The sequence below is a fragment of the Aurantibacter sp. genome, from assembly GCF_042094015.1.
Taxonomy (GTDB): domain Bacteria; phylum Bacteroidota; class Bacteroidia; order Flavobacteriales; family Flavobacteriaceae; genus Aurantibacter.
In genome coordinates, this window is the sequence record NZ_JBELDZ010000027.1 from 12,928 (window position 1) to 30,484 (window position 17,557).

Annotated in this window: 22 protein-coding genes; 18 read left to right on the forward strand and 4 right to left on the reverse strand. The window is 29.0% G+C overall.

The features are described from left to right. The first annotated feature begins 79 nt into the window (after nucleotides 1-79). The 13 genes from ACFDSN_RS05835 to ACFDSN_RS05895 all read left to right on the forward strand — a co-directional run bounded on the left by ACFDSN_RS05835 (nucleotide 80) and on the right by ACFDSN_RS05895 (nucleotide 10,026). The gene (locus ACFDSN_RS05835; protein ID WP_375238900.1) at nucleotides 80-214 is read left to right on the forward strand and encodes a DUF2256 domain-containing protein; all 135 of its coding nucleotides are present in this window, start codon (nucleotides 80-82) and stop codon (nucleotides 212-214) included. Further along, complete coding sequence (locus tag ACFDSN_RS05840) at nucleotides 190-1,503, forward strand: DASH family cryptochrome (RefSeq protein ID WP_375238901.1); 1,314 nt, start codon at nucleotides 190-192, stop codon at nucleotides 1,501-1,503. Before ACFDSN_RS05835 ends, ACFDSN_RS05840 begins: the two co-directional genes overlap by 25 nt. Nucleotides 1,504-1,538: 35 nt before the next feature. After that, nucleotides 1,539-3,071, forward strand: a complete 1,533-nt coding sequence (locus tag ACFDSN_RS05845) for a cryptochrome/photolyase family protein (RefSeq protein WP_375238902.1) — start codon at nucleotides 1,539-1,541, stop codon at nucleotides 3,069-3,071. A gap of 119 nt (nucleotides 3,072-3,190) precedes the next feature. Next, nucleotides 3,191-4,636, forward strand: coding sequence for a deoxyribodipyrimidine photo-lyase/cryptochrome family protein (locus ACFDSN_RS05850; protein WP_375238920.1), 1,446 nt, complete (start codon nucleotides 3,191-3,193; stop codon nucleotides 4,634-4,636). Between the two features lie 136 nt (nucleotides 4,637-4,772). Continuing rightward, complete coding sequence (locus ACFDSN_RS05855) at nucleotides 4,773-5,204, forward strand: hypothetical protein (RefSeq protein WP_375238903.1); 432 nt, start codon at nucleotides 4,773-4,775, stop codon at nucleotides 5,202-5,204. Beyond that, nucleotides 5,197-5,475: a TIGR03643 family protein gene (locus ACFDSN_RS05860; protein ID WP_375238904.1), complete on the forward strand. Its 279-nt coding sequence runs from the start codon at nucleotides 5,197-5,199 to the stop codon at nucleotides 5,473-5,475. Before ACFDSN_RS05855 ends, ACFDSN_RS05860 begins: the two co-directional genes overlap by 8 nt. 60 nt (nucleotides 5,476-5,535) lie before the next feature. Beyond that, entirely contained in the window at nucleotides 5,536-6,219 is a 684-nt protein-coding gene (folE, locus tag ACFDSN_RS05865; protein ID WP_375238905.1) for a GTP cyclohydrolase I FolE, read from the forward strand. Between the two features lie 11 nt (nucleotides 6,220-6,230). Further along, on the forward strand, nucleotides 6,231-6,455 hold the full coding sequence (locus tag ACFDSN_RS05870; RefSeq protein ID WP_375238921.1) for a hypothetical protein: 225 nt from the start codon (nucleotides 6,231-6,233) through the stop codon (nucleotides 6,453-6,455). Between the two features lie 58 nt (nucleotides 6,456-6,513). Beyond that, a complete protein-coding gene (locus tag ACFDSN_RS05875; protein WP_375238906.1) occupies nucleotides 6,514-7,197 on the forward strand; it encodes an SDR family NAD(P)-dependent oxidoreductase in 684 nt (227 codons plus the stop codon). Between the two features lie 4 nt (nucleotides 7,198-7,201). After that, nucleotides 7,202-7,738: a glutathione peroxidase gene (locus ACFDSN_RS05880; RefSeq protein ID WP_375238907.1), complete on the forward strand. Its 537-nt coding sequence runs from the start codon at nucleotides 7,202-7,204 to the stop codon at nucleotides 7,736-7,738. Further along, nucleotides 7,735-8,196, forward strand: a complete 462-nt coding sequence (locus tag ACFDSN_RS05885) for a TspO/MBR family protein (protein ID WP_375238908.1) — start codon at nucleotides 7,735-7,737, stop codon at nucleotides 8,194-8,196. The genes ACFDSN_RS05880 and ACFDSN_RS05885 overlap by 4 nt, the downstream gene beginning before the upstream one ends. 20 nt (nucleotides 8,197-8,216) lie before the next feature. Next, nucleotides 8,217-8,684 (forward strand): cell division inhibitor, encoded by a 468-nt coding sequence (locus ACFDSN_RS05890; protein WP_375238909.1) that lies wholly within the window; start codon nucleotides 8,217-8,219, stop codon nucleotides 8,682-8,684. 37 nt (nucleotides 8,685-8,721) lie between these two features. Beyond that, on the forward strand, nucleotides 8,722-10,026 hold the full coding sequence (locus ACFDSN_RS05895; protein WP_375238910.1) for a cryptochrome/photolyase family protein: 1,305 nt from the start codon (nucleotides 8,722-8,724) through the stop codon (nucleotides 10,024-10,026). Between the two features lie 71 nt (nucleotides 10,027-10,097). Here the strand turns inward: ACFDSN_RS05895 and murA are convergent, their stop codons facing one another. The 3 genes from murA to ACFDSN_RS05910 all read right to left on the reverse strand — a co-directional run bounded on the left by murA (nucleotide 10,098) and on the right by ACFDSN_RS05910 (nucleotide 12,466). Then, nucleotides 10,098-11,408 (reverse strand): UDP-N-acetylglucosamine 1-carboxyvinyltransferase, encoded by a 1,311-nt coding sequence (gene murA / locus ACFDSN_RS05900; RefSeq protein WP_375238911.1) that lies wholly within the window; start codon nucleotides 11,406-11,408, stop codon nucleotides 10,098-10,100. A gap of 8 nt (nucleotides 11,409-11,416) precedes the next feature. Beyond that, on the reverse strand, nucleotides 11,417-12,100 hold the full coding sequence (locus tag ACFDSN_RS05905) for a DUF4290 domain-containing protein (protein WP_375238912.1): 684 nt from the start codon (nucleotides 12,098-12,100) through the stop codon (nucleotides 11,417-11,419). Nucleotides 12,101-12,172: 72 nt separating this feature from the next. Further along, nucleotides 12,173-12,466, reverse strand: a complete 294-nt coding sequence (locus tag ACFDSN_RS05910; protein ID WP_375238913.1) for a DUF493 family protein — start codon at nucleotides 12,464-12,466, stop codon at nucleotides 12,173-12,175. 93 nt (nucleotides 12,467-12,559) lie between these two features. Here ACFDSN_RS05910 and ACFDSN_RS05915 point away from each other — a divergent pair, with 93 nt between their 5' ends. From ACFDSN_RS05915 to ACFDSN_RS05935, 5 genes are all read left to right on the forward strand, one after another. Then, nucleotides 12,560-13,102 carry an AAA family ATPase gene (locus ACFDSN_RS05915; RefSeq protein WP_375238914.1) on the forward strand — a complete coding sequence of 181 codons (543 nt, stop codon included), beginning with the start codon at nucleotides 12,560-12,562 and terminating at the stop codon, nucleotides 13,100-13,102. Then, nucleotides 13,102-15,003: an ATP-dependent DNA helicase RecQ gene (locus ACFDSN_RS05920; protein ID WP_375238915.1), complete on the forward strand. Its 1,902-nt coding sequence runs from the start codon at nucleotides 13,102-13,104 to the stop codon at nucleotides 15,001-15,003. Before ACFDSN_RS05915 ends, ACFDSN_RS05920 begins: the two co-directional genes overlap by 1 nt. Then, nucleotides 15,000-15,947, forward strand: a complete 948-nt coding sequence (gene fmt, locus ACFDSN_RS05925) for a methionyl-tRNA formyltransferase (RefSeq protein ID WP_375238916.1) — start codon at nucleotides 15,000-15,002, stop codon at nucleotides 15,945-15,947. The genes ACFDSN_RS05920 and fmt overlap by 4 nt, the downstream gene beginning before the upstream one ends. 187 nt (nucleotides 15,948-16,134) lie before the next feature. After that, on the forward strand, nucleotides 16,135-16,407 hold the full coding sequence (locus tag ACFDSN_RS05930; protein WP_375238917.1) for an HU family DNA-binding protein: 273 nt from the start codon (nucleotides 16,135-16,137) through the stop codon (nucleotides 16,405-16,407). Between the two features lie 133 nt (nucleotides 16,408-16,540). Continuing rightward, nucleotides 16,541-17,101: a YqgE/AlgH family protein gene (locus ACFDSN_RS05935; protein WP_375238918.1), complete on the forward strand. Its 561-nt coding sequence runs from the start codon at nucleotides 16,541-16,543 to the stop codon at nucleotides 17,099-17,101. Here ACFDSN_RS05935 and ACFDSN_RS05940 read toward each other — a convergent pair. Further along, on the reverse strand, nucleotides 17,098-17,557 hold a 460-nt coding region (locus ACFDSN_RS05940), incomplete at its 5' end, for an aminotransferase class IV (RefSeq protein WP_375238919.1). The genes ACFDSN_RS05935 and ACFDSN_RS05940 overlap by 4 nt on opposite strands.

Below are 17,557 nucleotides of genomic sequence, written 5' to 3' on the forward strand. Positions count from 1 at the left end.
AAGTCTATCGAGTGTTTTTATTTGAAGCGATGGCGGAGAATTAAAATGTATAGATAACAACTAAACCTATTACCTTAATTTGAAAAAACAACATCTTCCCAAAAAAACCTGCCAAACCTGTAAACTATCTTTTACATGGCGTAAAAAATGGAAGGAAAATTGGGAAAACGTTAAATATTGTAGCGAGAAATGTCGAAAAAACAAAACAACATAAGCTTAGTCTGGTTTAAAAACGATTTACGCACAAACGACAATAGATCACTTTTAAAAGCAATAGCAAATAGTCATAAAGTAATTGGTATTTATGTATTTGACCCAAAGCAATTCGATACAAATCAATTTGGATTTATAAAGACCGATAAATTTAGAGCACAATTTTTAATTGAAACCGTTAAAGAACTTAAAGCTAATTTAGAATCGCTTAATATCTCATTATTTATCTATTTTAAAAATACAGCTAAGGCAATAAATAATTTAAACGAGACATTCAATTTTGATGCTATATTCTATCAAAAAGAGTGGACTAAAGAGGAAGCTAATTGTATTACTGAAGTTAAAACTAATCTACCTTTAAATATTAATTTTATTGATACCTATGACCAATTTTTATTTCATCCAGAAGATATTTCTTACCAATTTAAAGACATTCCACGAGTATTTACTGAATTTAGAAAAAAATGCGAAAAAGAATCCTCTATTAGAGCTCTTAAAAAAATAGAGTCTGTTTTACCTAAAGCAAATTTAGTAAATAACATAACCTCAACACCTACAATTAAAGATTTAGGTTTGGAGGAATTCACAACATCTACAAAAACAGCATTCCCCTTTAAAGGTGGAGAAAATGAAGCTTTAAAACGTTTAGAGAACTACTTTTTTGAAACTAAAAAACTTGGTTTTTATAAAAAAACCAGAAATGGGTTAATTGGTACAGATTATAGCTCCAAATTTTCTGCTTGGCTAGCAAATGGTAGTATTTCTTCTAAAACTATTTATTGGAAAATTAAAGAATTTGAGCAAAATAATTTTAAAAATGAATCGACTTACTGGTTAGTTTTTGAACTAATTTGGCGTGATTATTTTAAATATGTATCGCTTAAACACGGAAACAAAATATTTAAAATTGGTGGTATATTAAATACAGATTACGGTTGGGAAACAAACAAATTAAAGATAAATAAATGGATTAACGGACAAACAAAAGAACCGTTTGTAAATGCCAATATGCTAGAATTAAAACAAACCGGTTGGATGAGTAATCGTGGTAGACAAAACGTTGCCAGCTATTTTTCAAAAAACTTAGAATTAGATTGGCGCATAGGCGCAAGCTATTTTGAAAGTCAACTTATAGATTACGATGTACATAGTAACTACGGAAATTGGATGTATATTTCTGGTGTTGGAAACGATCCAAGAAGCAGGAAATTTAACGTAAAACTTCAATCTGAACGCTATGATACTAGTGGCAAATTTCAAAGGTTATGGTTGCAAGAATCCTTGTTTTAATTATTTACCTAATTATTTAAACAAATAAACTTAATTTGAAAACATTACGATTAATTTTAGGAGATCAACTTAATTCAAAGCATTCTTGGTATAAATCTAAAAATGAAGATGTAACCTATTCCATTTTCGAAATGAAACAAGAAACAGATTATGTAACACATCATATTCAAAAAATAGTTGGTTTTTTTAGTGCAATGCGCGATTTTTCGAAATGGCTTCAGGATGAAGGACATAATGTGGTATATTTTAATTTAGACGATAAAAAAAACACGCAACATCTTACAGAAAATATTCAGTTACTTATTAAAGAAAAAAAAATTAGCAAATTTGAATATCAGTTACCAGATGAATATAGGTTAGATAAACAATTAACTTCTTTTTGTGAAGAAACGTCTATTGAATCTAAAGTTTATTGTACGGAGCATTTTTATACTAAAAGGAGAGATTTAAATGACTTCTTTAAAGGAAAAAAGCAATTCCTAATGGAGAATTTCTATCGTGTTATACGTAAAAAGCACGATATTTTGATTATTGGAAATCAACCTGAAGGTGGAAAATGGAATTTCGATAAAAGCAATCGTAATAAATGGAATGAAAAAGATAAAATTCCGCCTATTAAAAATTTCGAAAATCCTATCTCAGATATTTTAGAGTTATTAAACAAAGAGAACATAAAAACTATTGGACATATAAAAGACAAAAGTTTTAGTTACCCAATTAACAGAAGTCAAGCATTAGAGCAATTAAAATATTTTTGTGAATATTTATTGGTTCATTTTGGAGATTATCAAGATGCAATGCATACAGAACAAGCCTTTTTATTCCATTCTAGGCTATCTTTTGCTTTAAATATAAAAGCTATTTCACCTAAAGATATTGTAACAACCGTTTTAAACTATTGGCGTAAACACGGAGAATATATAAATATCTCTCAAGTAGAAGGATTTATAAGACAAATAATTGGTTGGCGCGAATATATGAGAGGAATGTATTGGCATTTAATGCCAGATTACAAAAACTTAAATTACTTAGAAAACAACAACAAACTTCCAGATTTTTTCTGGACTGGTAATACAAAAATGAATTGTCTTAGTAAAGCCATAAATAACTCATTAGATAATGGTTACGCTCATCATATTCAACGGTTAATGGTAACTGGAAATTATGCGTTATTAACTCAAATTAACCCTGACCAAATTGATGCCTGGTATTTAGGAATTTATGTAGATGCCATAGAATGGGTTCAATTACCCAATACAAGAGGAATGAGCCAATTTGCAGATGGCGGTAAAATTGCAACAAAACCGTACGTTTCTAGTGGGAGCTACATTAATAAAATGGGAAATTATTGTAGTAATTGTAGTTATAATGTAAAAGAAAAAGTAACAGATAATGCTTGTCCGTTTAACAGTTTATATTGGAACTTTTTAGATGATAAACGAGACTATTTACAAGATAATTTTAGAATGAAAATGATGTATAGTTTACTTAATAAAATGAAGCCTGAAGATTTGCATAAAATAAAAATTAAAGCAAAAGATATTATTGAAAATCCTAATAAATATTAGTGTTTAGGATGTAGTTTAGACAAAAATCACAAAATTTCTACTAAACTTGATGGATTAAGTAGAACTGATACTAATCAATAAAATAAATTCACAAAAAAATTATTAAAGAAAATCTAAATATAGTCTGGCTAAAGCGTGATTTACGTTTACACGATAACGAAGCTATTTTTAACGCTTTAAAATCGGGTAAAAGAACATTACTATTATACCTTTTTGAAGATTTTCTTTTTGAAGATTTGCACTATGATAAAAGACATTGGAACTTTGTAAAACAATCTTTAGAAGATTTAAATAGACAACTTCTGCCCTATTGCTCTAAAGTTTTAGTGATTAACAACACGATTAATTCAACATTAGAAACATTAATAGAATCTTTCAATATTACCAACATCTATTCACATCAAGAAACTGGTATAGGATCAACTTTTAAAAGAGATTTGAGTTTTAAAAAGTATTGCAAAATCAATTCTATCTCGTGGATAGAAAATGAAAATAACGCTATAAAAAGAGGTTTAAGAAACAGAACAAATTGGGTTAAAGATTGGGAGATTTTTATGAATACACCAGAATTCCAATTTCAACCAAAAATAAATCAACTTTTAGATTTAAAAACTATTGAAGGTTTAGAACAGTTTTTTAAAACAGTATCCTTAGAAACAAAATTAGATACCAATTTTCAAAAAGGTGGAAGAACTACGGGTTTAAAATATTTAAGTAGCTTTTTTAATGAACGCTATAAAAAATATAGTAGTCATATTAGTAAACCAGAATTAGCTAGAAAAAGTTGTAGTAGAATTTCACCATATATAGCTTGGGGGAATTTATCTATTAAAGAAGTTATAAATAAAGCTTATACCTTAAGGGAAAACACCACATTTAAAAGACCTTTAGATGGTTTTATATCAAGATTACGTTGGCAAGCGCATTTTATTCAAAAGTTTGAAATGGAACACCAAATGGAGCTTGTAAGTGTTAATAAAGGTTATCATAATTTAATCAAGCCTATCAATTTAGAATTTCAAGAAGCTTGGAAAAAAGGACAAACAGGTTTTCCTTTAGTAGATGCTTGTATGCGATGTTTAAATCAAACAGGTTATTTAAATTTTAGAATGCGAGCTTTAGTGGTATCGTTTTTTACACATAACCTTTGGCAACCTTGGCAAGATTTAAGTAATCACCTAGCACGTATGTTTTTAGATTTCGAACCAGGTATACATTATCCACAAATACAGATGCAAGCAGGAGAAACTGGCATAAATATGCTACGCATTTATAATCCTACAAAAAATAGCATAGAACACGACCCTGAAGGTGTATTTATAAAAAAATGGGTTCCAGAATTAGTGCAATTAGAAGCTTCCTTTATACACGAACCATCAAAAATGAGTTATTTTGATCAACAATTAACAGGTTTTGAATTAGGAAAAGACTATCCACTGCCTATTGTAGGTGAAAAAGTGTCACGTAAATATGCAAGTGATGTTCTATGGTCTTACAAAGATAAACCATTAGTAAAACAAGATACTGTAAGAGTTTTATCTAGACATACAATTAATAACAGATAGAGCTAATCACTATCAATAATAGTAAGGTATAATAATTGCTTTTAATTGAATAACATAATTAAGTGTTAAATTTTGTTTAACAACATCTATTAATGTTTAAACGTTTTATACATTTGATAAACAATATTAATTAACAGTGCTTTTAGACACAACATATTATAATAAAGGGAATGACAATTTCATCAATGATAAAGTTGGAAAAGCCTACTCATTTATACAATCAATAAAAATGAAAGGTGTAGGATCTAAACGAATGATTATAGATAAAGTTAGTCCTAATCTAAACTATATTGTTAATAATTTTTCCGATACAAATTATGGTAATATAGAGTTAAGACCAAAAGGAATTATAATTCATATTACAAAAGGACAAAAAAAGTTTGCGTGGATAATTCCTCTATATCAGTTAGTTATTTATAAAATAAATGGTGCAAGTATTCATTCTAATGGAAAATTTGTACATTTTAGAAATAATAAAACTTTTAAAGAAAATAAAGATTTTTTTGATAGATTGTTAAAAATAAAAATACACTACGACAAACAATATAATTTTACAAACGTTGGATAAATCTTTTAACATAGAACAAACTAATAGAATTATAGAAATGGCTTGGGAAGACAGAACTCCTTTTGATGCTATTACGTTTCAGTTTGAAATTAAAGAACAAGAAGTTATTGAGTTAATGCGTAAGGAAATGAAACCAAGTAGTTTCAGAATGTGGCGTAAAAGAGTTCAAGGAAGAGCTACAAAACATAGTAAAAAACGTGAATTTGAAGATGGTAGATTTAAATGTACCCGCCAAAGGCAAATTACACACAACAAAATATCTAAACGTTAGATATTTATAAATCTGCTTTGCCTATATTAAGTTAAAGGACAGCAATTAAAAAAGAGTTATATGAAAAACGAACAAACATTGGTAAACGATACCAGTCTTAAAGATTTCAATGTCGACGAAATTGGGGACGATCATCTTTATACTGGTTTGCAGACACCTTTAAAAGCAGATGCTTTTGAAGTTTCAGACGAAGTAAAAAAAGAAAAAATCGCAGTTTTATTTGAAGAAATAATGAATGTAATTGGATTGGATTTAACAGACGATTCACTAAAAGGTACACCAAAAAGAGTGGCTAAAATGTACATTAATGAAATATTTTCTGGTTTAAACCCTAAAAATAAGCCAAAAATTGCTTTATTTGACAATAAATACAATTACAATCAGATGCTTGTGGAAAAAAACATTACGTTTTATTCTAATTGCGAACATCATTTTGTGCCCATTATTGGTAAAGCTCACATAGCATATATTTCCTCTGGAAAAGTGATTGGCTTATCAAAAATAAACAGAATTGTACAATATTATGCTAAACGTCCGCAAGTACAAGAACGTTTAACTAATCAAATTGCTGAAGAATTAAAAGCAATTTTACAAACTGAAGATATAGCTGTTATTATAGACGCTAAACACTTATGTGTATCATCACGTGGAGTAAAAGACGATACTTCTTCAACAGTAACAACGTATTATGGAGGCGCGTTTAATAATGCTTCTAAAATTGTAGAATTACAAAATTATCTTTAATGGCTAAAAAAATCGACATATTAGAACACGCAAACGAATTTGAAAACAGAAGGCATACTTTCAAAACAACAAGCGACAGGATTTTAGCATCTAGAGAAGCTAAAGAATTAATTTTAGGAATTAACACACTTTATAAAGAGTCTCAAAATCCAGAATTAATGGATTTAATGAAGCGGTTAACAGTTATCAAACAAAAAATTGAAAAACGCCTAAAAGGAAGACCAGACAAATCTTAATATTCTAATCTTCATTATACGGCTTTAAGCCAAACATACATTAACTAAAATTATTGTTATGAAAACCTTACTTATCGTTGGCGGTAGTAAAGGTATAGGGAATTCTATACTTAAAAATTTAGCCCCAACACACAAAATAATCAACATAAGTCGCACAGAACCAGACTTTAAACACCAAAACATAATTCATTTTGGTTTAAATGTCTTAGAAGATCAATTACCAGATATTGAACAATTAGATAGTATTATATATTGCCCTGGAAGTATTAACCTTAAACCTTTAAAAAGATTAAAAATAGAAGATTTTACAAACGATTTTAATATAAATGTAATTGGAGCTGTAAAAGTAATTCAACATTACTTAAACGTTCTGAAAAACGGAAATAAGCCTTCTATTTTATTATTTAGTACTGTTGCTGCAAAATTAGGAATGCCTTTTCACGCAAGTGTTGCTGCTTCTAAAAGTGCTGTTGAAGGTTTAACAAAATCACTTGGCGCAGAATTTGCACCAACAATTAGAGTTAATGCTATTGCTCCAACTGTTACAGATACGGAATTAGCTTCAAAGTTATTACGAAACGAAAAAATGGTGGAAAATATGAAAGAACGTCATCCACTTAAAAAATATTTAGCTCCAAATGAAGTTGCAGAAATGGCAGCATTTTTAATATCGGATAAAGCAGCTTCAATATCAGGTCAAATATTCCAAATGGACTGCGGTATTGTAAGTTTTAAAATTTAAAAATATGAATCCATTCAAAGCTTTTTTTGCCACTTTTAATTCTAAAGTGAATAAAGACACGTCTAAACTAACATCAATTTATAATATTGAAATTAATACATTACAAGGTGAATCCTTAGACTTAAACAATTTTAAAGGAAAATATATACTTTTTGTAAATGTGGCTTCAAAATGCGGCTTTACACCTCAATACAAAGAATTACAAGAATTATATGCAACATACAAAGATAAATTAGAAATTTTTGGCGTTCCTTGTAATCAATTTGGAAAACAAGAACCTGGAAATGCTTCAGAAATATCGGAATTTTGTGCGGTTAATTATGGTGTAGATTTTACAATTTTAGAAAAAATAGATGTTAAAGGTTCAAATCAGCATCTATTATACAAATGGCTAACTGATGCTAATAAAAATGGTGTAAAGAGCTCTACTGTTAAATGGAATTTTCAAAAATATCTTGTTAGTCCAAAAGGACAATTAATAGATTACTACTTCTCTACTACTTCACCTAAAAGCTTAAAAATTTCAAAGCATTTCAAATGAAAAAACTCAAACTATTCTTTATATTTCTAACTATAAATCTAGGAAGTTTAGCTATTGGAAGTTTGCTTATGCAAAATGGACCGCAAACGGATTGGTTTATCAATTTAAATCAAGCACCTTGGACGCCACCAGGTTGGGTATTTGGTACTGCGTGGACAACAATAATGATTTGTTTCTCTATTTATTTGGCTTACTTATTTACTGGAAACGTTTCTAAAGACATTAAAACAGCATTTACTCTACAAGTGCTTTTAAATATAATGTGGAATTATGTTTTTTTTAATCAGCATTTAATTTTATTAGGTTTAATAAATATTATTATACTAACAGTTATTGTTTACTATCTATTTTTTAAAACTAATAAAGAGTTAGATACTATCCGTTTTTTATTATTACCATATATGATTTGGTTAATTGTTGCTACATCTTTGAACGCTTACATTTTATTAAACAATTAATCTTTTAGCATTAAAAACTTATGAAGATTTACACATTTCATCAAAAACAAAAGTTGCCAATTACAAAACAGCAAGCTTGGGAATTTTTATCGAGCCCAAAAAATTTAAAAACAATTACACCAGACTACATGAGTTTTGATATTCTTTCTGGTGCTGAAAAACCAATGTTTCCAGGACAAATTATTCAATATATTGTAACACCAATTTTGGGTGTAAAAACAAAATGGGTAACAGAAATTACACATGTAAAAGAAGGTGAATATTTTGTAGATGAACAACGCTTTGGACCATATGCTTTGTGGCATCATAAGCACTTTATTAAAGAAATTGATAATGGCGTAGAGATGGAAGATATTATAGATTATAAAGTTCCTATGGGGATTTTAGGTCAAATGGTACAGCCTTTTTTAGTAAAACCAAAATTGAATGAAATCTTTGATTATAGAACGAAGAAGTTAGAAGAACTTTTTGGTAAATATAAAGGATAAGATTTCCACCTATTTGGAAATAAAAAAGTAAACATTTATGAAAGAAGCAATTTCTATTTTTTGGTTTAGACGCGATTTACGATTAGATGATAATACAGCTTTCTTTGAAGCTTTATCTTCGGGTAAAAAAGTACTTCCAATTTTTATATTTGATTCTGAAATTTTAGATAAACTTCATAAAGACGACGCTAGAATTACATTTATTTATGAAACGCTTCAAAACCTTAGAAAAACATTAGAGCAACATCACAATAGTAGCATCTCTTTCTATTACGGAAAACCAGAAACTATCTATAAGCAATTAATAGAAACTTTTACGATTGATTCTGTATACGCTAATCACGATTACGAGCCTTATGCTTTAAAACGTGATACTGAAATAGCTGCTTTATTAGAAAAAAACAACATCAGCTTAAAAACTTTTAAAGATCAAGTCATTTTTGAAAGAGATGACATTACTAAAAAAGACGGAAAACCTTATATGGTTTACACGCCATTTATGAAAAAATGGAAAGCACGCTTTAAAGGCACAATGTTAAATGAATTTAAAACTGAAACACGTTTTAATAATTTAGTTAAACTGAAGAATTCACCTAACATTTCATTAGAACAAATGGGGTTTAAACATTCTAATCAACCTATTGAAGCTTATAAAGTAACACCAGAATTGATTAGAACTTACGAAGACACTAGAAATTTCCCTGCTTTAGATAGTACTTCTAAATTAGGCCCACATTTACGATTTGGAACAGTTAGTATTCGTAAAATGGTTAAAAAAGCTATAGCTGAAAAAAACGAAATATTTTGGCAAGAGCTAATTTGGCGTGAGTTTTTTATGCAAATTCTTTGGCACTTTCCAAATACACAGAAAGATGCTTTTAAATCTAAATATGATAGAATTGAATGGAGAAATAACGAAGCTGAATTTAAAGCTTGGTGTGAAGGTAAAACAGGTTATCCTCTAGTAGATGCAGGAATGCGACAGCTAAACGCTACAGGATTTATGCATAATAGAGTTAGAATGCTAGTAGGTAGTTTTTTATGTAAACATTTACTTATAGACTGGCGTTGGGGAGAAACTTATTTTGCCGAAAAATTGCACGATTATGATATGTCTAGTAATGTTGGAAATTGGCAATGGGTTGCTGGTTCTGGCGTAGATGCATCACCGTATTTTAGAATTTTTAATCCTACAACTCAAATAGATAAGTTTGATAAAGAACATAAATACATACGTAAATGGGTTCCAGATTATCAAGAATTCACATATCCAAAACAAATTGTAGATCATAAAGAAGCAAGAGAACGCTGCTTATTAGTTTACAAAGCTGCTGTTAGTTAGTTTTGTTAATTTAAAAAAAAGTGCCAAACTATTAAGTTTGGCACTTTTGCAATATATAATTTTTAAAAGCACTACTCTACTCTTGTGATTTTAGCTCCAATACGCTGTAAACGTTCTACTATATATTGGTAGCCTCTATCTATTTGTTCGATATTATGGATTTTGGATGTTCCTTTTGCGCTTAACGCAGCAATTAATAAAGAGATTCCTGCTCTAATATCTGGAGAAACCATTGTAGTTGCTTTTAACTGAGATTTAAAATCGTGACCAATTATAGTTGCTCTATGTGGATCGCAAAGAATAATTTTTGCACCCATATCAATAATTTTATCGACAAAGAATAAACGGCTTTCAAACATTTTTTGATGCACTAAAACTTCTCCTCTTGCTTGCGTTGCTACTACTAAAATAATACTTAGTAAGTCTGGTGTAAATCCAGGCCAAGGCGCATCTGCAATTGTAAGAATAGAACCATCAATGTAGTTTTGGATTTCATAGCCATCTTTATGTTGTGGAATATAAATATCGTCTCCTCTACGTTCTAAAGTAATTCCTAACTTTCTAAACACATCTGGAATCTGACCTAAATCGTCCCAACTTACATTTTTAATTGTTAGTTCGCTTTTTGTCATTGCAGCTAAACCAACCCAACTTCCAATTTCAATCATATCTGGAAGCATTGTATGTTCTGTTCCGCCAAGCGAATTAACACCTTCAATGGTTAAAAGATTAGAACCAACACCAGAAATTTTTGCACCCATACGGTTTAACATCTTACATAACTGTTGTAAGTATGGCTCGCAAGCTGCATTATAAATAGTTGTTGTTCCAGCTGCTAAAACAGCAGCCATTACAATATTTGCAGTACCAGTTACAGAAGCTTCATCTAAAAGCATATCTGTTCCAACCAATTCATCTGCTTCTACACCATAAAAATAATCTTCTCTGTTATATCTAAACTTAGCTCCTAATTTAATAAAACCTTCAAAATGCGTATCTAATCGACGTCGCCCAATTTTATCTCCTCCAGGCTTAGGAATATATCCTTTTCCAAAACGAGATAATAATGGTCCAACCATCATAATAGAGCCACGTAATCCACTACCTTCTTTTTTAAAGTCGGGAGATTGCATATAATCTAAGTTAATTTCATCGGCTTGGAATGTATAAGTAGAATCGCTTAATCTTTCTATTTTAACACCTAAATTACCTAAAAGCGCTATTAGTTTATTAATATCAATAATATCTGGGATATTATTAATTGTCACTTTTTCTGGAGTTAATAATACAGCACATAAAATTTGTAATGCTTCATTTTTTGCTCCTTGTGGCTGGATTTCACCTTTTAATTGATGTCCACCTTCAATAATAAATGTTCCCATAAAATATATTAATAGCGTTTCCTGTTTCGGTTATTGTTGTTGTTTGTGTTGTTACTTTTCTTGTGGTAACTCTTTTTATTTGTAGGTGCATTCAAACTTGACTTAGATGTGTATTTTTTATTAGATTTCATTAATCTACCAGCATCTGTCAAGCTTTCTTTTGTATCCTTTATATTTATTTTTCCATCAGAGAGTTCAAATAAATGTTGAAAAATAACAGCATCTTCTACCGTATCTTTATTCCAATTAAGGAAACATTTTTTCATATGGTTAGCAATAGTAAAAACTAAAGCTTCTTTCATTTCGCCTTCTTCCCAAGTATTGGCAACATCAATCATTGTTTTAATGTTATTTCCGTAGAAACGATATTTAGGAAAATTCTGAGGATATTCTAAAGGTTTTGGTCGCTCACGTAACTCTTCTTCCGATGGTTTATCAAAAGGTGAATCTACATCTAATTCAAACTTAGACATTATAAATAATTGATCCCAAAGCTTATGTTGAAAATCTGGAACATCTCGTAAATGAGGTTGCATATTTCCCATAACAGCAATTATAGCTTTCGCTATTTTATTACGTTCTTCCTTGTTTTCTTGTGCTTTAGCATAATTAATCATTTTCTGCATATGTCTTCCATATTCAGGTATAATTAAATGTTCTCGCTCTGTATTGTACTCTATGTCGTCTATCAAAATAAAAGTGTAGATATTATTACTATTGCATTGAAGTTTTAATGCTTGTGCAACTTACAAAAAAAAAATATATTAAAGACTAATTACACCTTCAACTTTATCCGTAATTTCTTGATATTTTTGTATTACAGCATCAGGGCTTTTTAATCGAACATTTATAGAAACACTTGTGTATTTTCTATTAGAAGATTCTTTAGTCTTAATTACAGCACCTAAATTATCAAAAACATCTTCTATTTGTTTAATTTTATTAGCATCACTTTGCACAATAAACTTATATAAATATTCTGATGGCCATTTAGATGTTTCTAAAAGTTGCTCTTTTAATTTAGCATAAAATGCTTTTGGATCTTGCTTTGAACTCATAAGTGTTTTTGAAAGATGACAAATATAAGCTTTACTAACATTTTTTTTTAAAGAATTTAATTCCGATTTTTACTTTTTAATATTTTATTCGATTTGATAACAAAGAAAATAGTCATTATTGGAGGACCAAGTACAGGGAAATCTTCTGTAATTAACGCTTTAAAAGCAAAAGATTTTACTTGTTTTGAAGAAATTTCGAGACAAGTAATTTTAGATGCAAGAAAAGATGGAATTAATCAACTATTCCTTGAAAAGCCTTTATTATTTAGTGAATTACTTTTAAAAGGAAGAGAACAACAATTTATTGATGCTGGAAACAGTGCAAAAGAATTTGTCTTTTTAGATCGAGGTATTCCTGATACAGTAGCATATATGGATTATGTTGGACAAGATTACCCTGAGGTTTTCACAAACTCATGTAAAAACAATATTTACGACTATGTTTTTGTTTTAGCACCTTGGAAAGATATCTATGTACAAGACAATGAACGCTACGAAACGTTTGAACAAGCACAAGAAATACATAAGGCTTTACTTAAAACTTATAAAAAATATGGCTACAAACTAATAGATGTTCCTTTTGGTAATATAGAAGAACGTATTAATCATATTATAAATGTGATTAAGGCTAATTAATGCAGCATCCTTTAAACATATTAGAAAAATATTTTAATTACACAGAATTTAAGCCACTTCAAGAAGAAATTATTGATAGTGTTATTTCTGGAGAAGACACTTTAGCTTTAATGCCTACTGGTGGCGGAAAGTCTTTGTGTTTCCAAATTCCAGCTTTATCTAAAGAAGGTCTTTGTATTGTTATTTCACCTTTGGTGGCATTAATGAAAGACCAAGTAAAAGCCTTAACAGAAAAAGGCATAAAAGCTATGGCCTTAAATAGTGGAATTTCTCAAGACGAATTAAGTACTAAGTTAGATAATTGTATTTACGGAAAATATAAATTTCTTTATCTTTCTCCAGAACGCTTACAACAAGAAATTGTTCAGGAACGTATAAAACAAATGCCAATAAATTTAATAGCTGTAGACGAAGCACACTGTATAAGTCAATGGGGAAACGATTTTAGACCTGCATATAAAAATATAAATTTACTAAGAACATTACAGCCAACCGTAAATATTATTGCGTTAACAGCTTCTGCAACACCTTTGGTTGCACATGATATAAAAAAGGAGTTAGACTTTATCTCTTCCAATACATTTAAAACTTCTTTTAAACGAGATAATTTGGCCTATATGGTTTTTAATGAAGAAGATAAGCTCTATCGATTAGAAACTATTTTAAGAAAAAACACAGCTAGCTCAATAGTATATGTTAGGAACAGACGAAGTACTTTAGAAGTTTCTCAATACCTAAAAAGTAAAAACATTACAGCTACATTTTATAATGGAGGACTAACAAATGTTGAAAAAGAAACTAACTATAATTCTTGGATGAACAATCAAGCTCAAGTTATGGTAGCAACAAATGCTTTTGGAATGGGAATAGATAAAGCAGATGTTAAAACTGTTGTGCATTTAAACTTACCTGAAAGTATAGAAAGTTATTTTCAAGAAGCAGGTAGAGCTGGAAGAAATAAGGAAAAAGCATTTGCTGTAATTCTTTGTAATACAAATGATGAGGAAGTATTAAAAAATCAATTTCTAAGTGTTTTGCCAAGCGTAGATTATATAAAAACGGTTTATAAAAAACTAAATAGTTATTTTCAAATTGCATATGGCGAATTTATAGAATCAGCTTTCGATTTCGATTTTACAGATTTTTGTAAGCATTACAAATTCAATTATACCTTAACATACAATAGTTTACGTACTTTAGATCGCGTTGGAATAATTAGTTTATCAAAACAATTTAATACTACAATTTTTGTTCAATTTTTAATAAGTAGTTCGCAATTATTTAAATATTTAGAAACACATCAAGATCTTGTTACTATAACAAAATCTATTTTAAGAACTTATGGCGGGATTTTTGAATATGATACAAAAATAAATTTAGGGTTAATTTCAAAAAAAACTAATATTCCTGAATCTAAAATTATTTTCACTTTAAAGCAATTAGAAAAAGATGATGTTATCAATTTTAAACATAACAAAACAGATGCTTCAATTTCTTTTTTACAATTAAGGGAAGATGATTTAGCAATAAATAGAGTAGCAAAAATCATTAATCAACAAAATAAGTTAAAAGAAACTCAAGTAGCTTCGGTTCTTGAATATATAAAGAACGAAAACGTTTGTAAAACTATACAGCTTACCACCTATTTTGGAGAAAAACTAACAAAAAAATGTGGGATTTGTTCGGTTTGTATAAAAGAAAATTTAAACAAATCTTATCAAAAACAAGACATAGCCATTAGAGTTTTAGATTATTTAAAAAAAACAGAAGCTAATTCAAGAACTTTATTTGAAACCTTAAAAGTTCCTGAAGAACAAATTAAACAAGTCATACATTATTTATTAGAACATTCTAAAATAGAAATTACACCTAATAATAATTATAAAATTAAAATAAAATGAAAGATTTAAGAATAGTATTTATGGGAACTCCAGATTTTGCTGTTACCATTTTAAAATCTTTACTAGAGGCAAAATATAATGTTGTTGGTGTAATAACTGCACCAGACAAACCTGCTGGTAGAGGAAGAAAATTAAATCAATCTGCTGTAAAACAATTTGCATTAGAACAAAATCTAAATATTCTACAACCAACAAATTTAAAAAGTGAAGATTTTAACCAAGAACTAAAGGTATTAAATGCAAACCTACAAATTATTGTAGCTTTTAGAATGTTACCAAAAGTAGTTTGGCAAATGCCTGAACTTGGTACATTTAACTTACACGCTTCACTTCTACCTCAATATCGTGGTGCTGCGCCAATTAATTGGGCAATTATTAATGGCGAAAAAGAAACAGGAGTATCTACCTTTTTTATTGATGATAAAATTGATACTGGTGAAATGATTTTTCAAGAAACCATTGCTATAGAAGACAACGAAAATGCAGGAAGCCTACATGACAAACTTATGCACCTTGGAAGCGATTTAGTAATTAAAACAGTTTCAGAGATTCAAAAAGGACCAATACACACAAAACCACAAGTAGATTTTGAAGGTATTAAAACTGCATATAAATTAAATAGAGATAATTGTAAAATAGATTTTAATAAAGACATAGATACTATATACAATCACATAAGAGGTTTAGATCCTTATCCAGCAGCTTGGTGCTTATTAAGAAATGGTGATGACGAATTAGAAATTAAAATTCATAAAACCGAAAAAATCATTGAAAATCACAATTACACGTTTGGCAAGTTAGTCGTTTCAAAAAAAGAGCTTAAAGTTGCAGTACCAAAAGGTTATCTAAATTTACTTGAAATAAAGGTACAAGGCAAACGTAAAATGGACGTAAAATCTTTGTTAAATGGTTATAATTTTGAAGAAAACTCAAAACTTCTGTAAAGCCCTACTATCAGTACAACTGCAAAAAAGGACAAAAAACAAGCCTCTTTATTAACAAATACAATAAGTTATTAACAAAACAAGGTATTTCCCTTGCTATTGCTTGTATGGTATGATATTCCTGCTAAATTTGTAAGAGGATATAATTATATATCGTACTATTAATTAATAACTAAAATTAAACATTATGAACAAAACAGATTTAATCGACGCAATGGCAGAACACGCAGGAATTACTAAAGCAGCTTCAAAAAAAGCTTTAGAATGTGCGTTAATAGAAATTGAAGGAGCTTTACAAAAAGGAAACAGAGTTTCTTTAGTAGGTTTTGGATCTTGGTCAGTTACAAAAAGAGCTGCTAGAGATGGAAGAAATCCTCAAACTGGAGCTACTATCAAAATTAAAGCTAAAAATGTAGTAAAATTCAAAGCTGGTTCTGATTTATCTGGTGCTGTAAACTAAGCATTTAGTTAATCAATAAGCTTATAAAAAAGCTCTCAAATAAAATTTGAGAGCTTTTTTTATGTCTAAATGTTATAAAATAGTCGATTTAAATAAAAAAAGCTATCTTTAGTTTAGAATTAGCCATAAACATATGACCGAAATAAAACCAAAAAAAGGAAATCTACTCTTTGCAGAACCAACTATAATAGGTGATATATCTTTTAATAGATCTGTTATACTTTTAACTAATAATAGTAAAGATGGTTCAATTGGTTTTATATTAAACAAACCCTTAACTTTTACAATTAGCGATTTAATTCCTGAAATAGAAACACCTTTTAAAGTTTATAATGGCGGACCTGTAGAGCAAGATAATTTGTACTTTATACATAAGTCTCCAGAATTAATTCCAGAAAGTATAGAAATATCTAATGGAATTTTTTGGGGCGGACATTTTGATACTGTAATTAAACTTATTAAAGAGGCAAAAATAAAACCTAACGATATAAAATTCTTTTTAGGCTATTCTGGATGGGATTATAATCAGTTAGAAGAAGAATTGAAAACTAATGCTTGGATTGTTTCTGAAAATATTTACAAACAAGATATTATAGAAAAAGAGGATGAACTTTTCTGGAAAAATAAAATGATAGAGCTTGGTGGAGATTATTCAATCTGGTCTAATGCACCAGAAAATCCAAGTTATAATTAACCTAAACGAATTTTCATATTAATTTTTTGTAGTAAAAAACTAGCTGCTTCAGAATTAAAAAACTTCTTTCTATAGTTTGTTACAGGTAAAATTCCTGTAATAACATTGGTTATAAACAATTCATCTGCTTTCTGCAATTCAAAAGGAGAAATCGAAGCTTCTTCTAAAGTATATTCTGGTAATAACTTAATAAGTTCAATTAGCTGTTTTCTCATAACACCATTTAAACATCCATCTAATAATGGAGGGGTTTTTATAACAGTATTTTTAACTAAAAATAAGTTTCCGTTTAGCGCTTCTACAATGTTTTTATTAGTATTTAATAATAAACAATTATTGAAATCGTTTTCTTTTGCATAAATACTTGCCAATATATTTAATGCTTTATTGTTAGTCTTTAAGGTTGATAATAAGCCTGGAGCAATAAAAAAATCTTTAAACAAATCAACTACATAG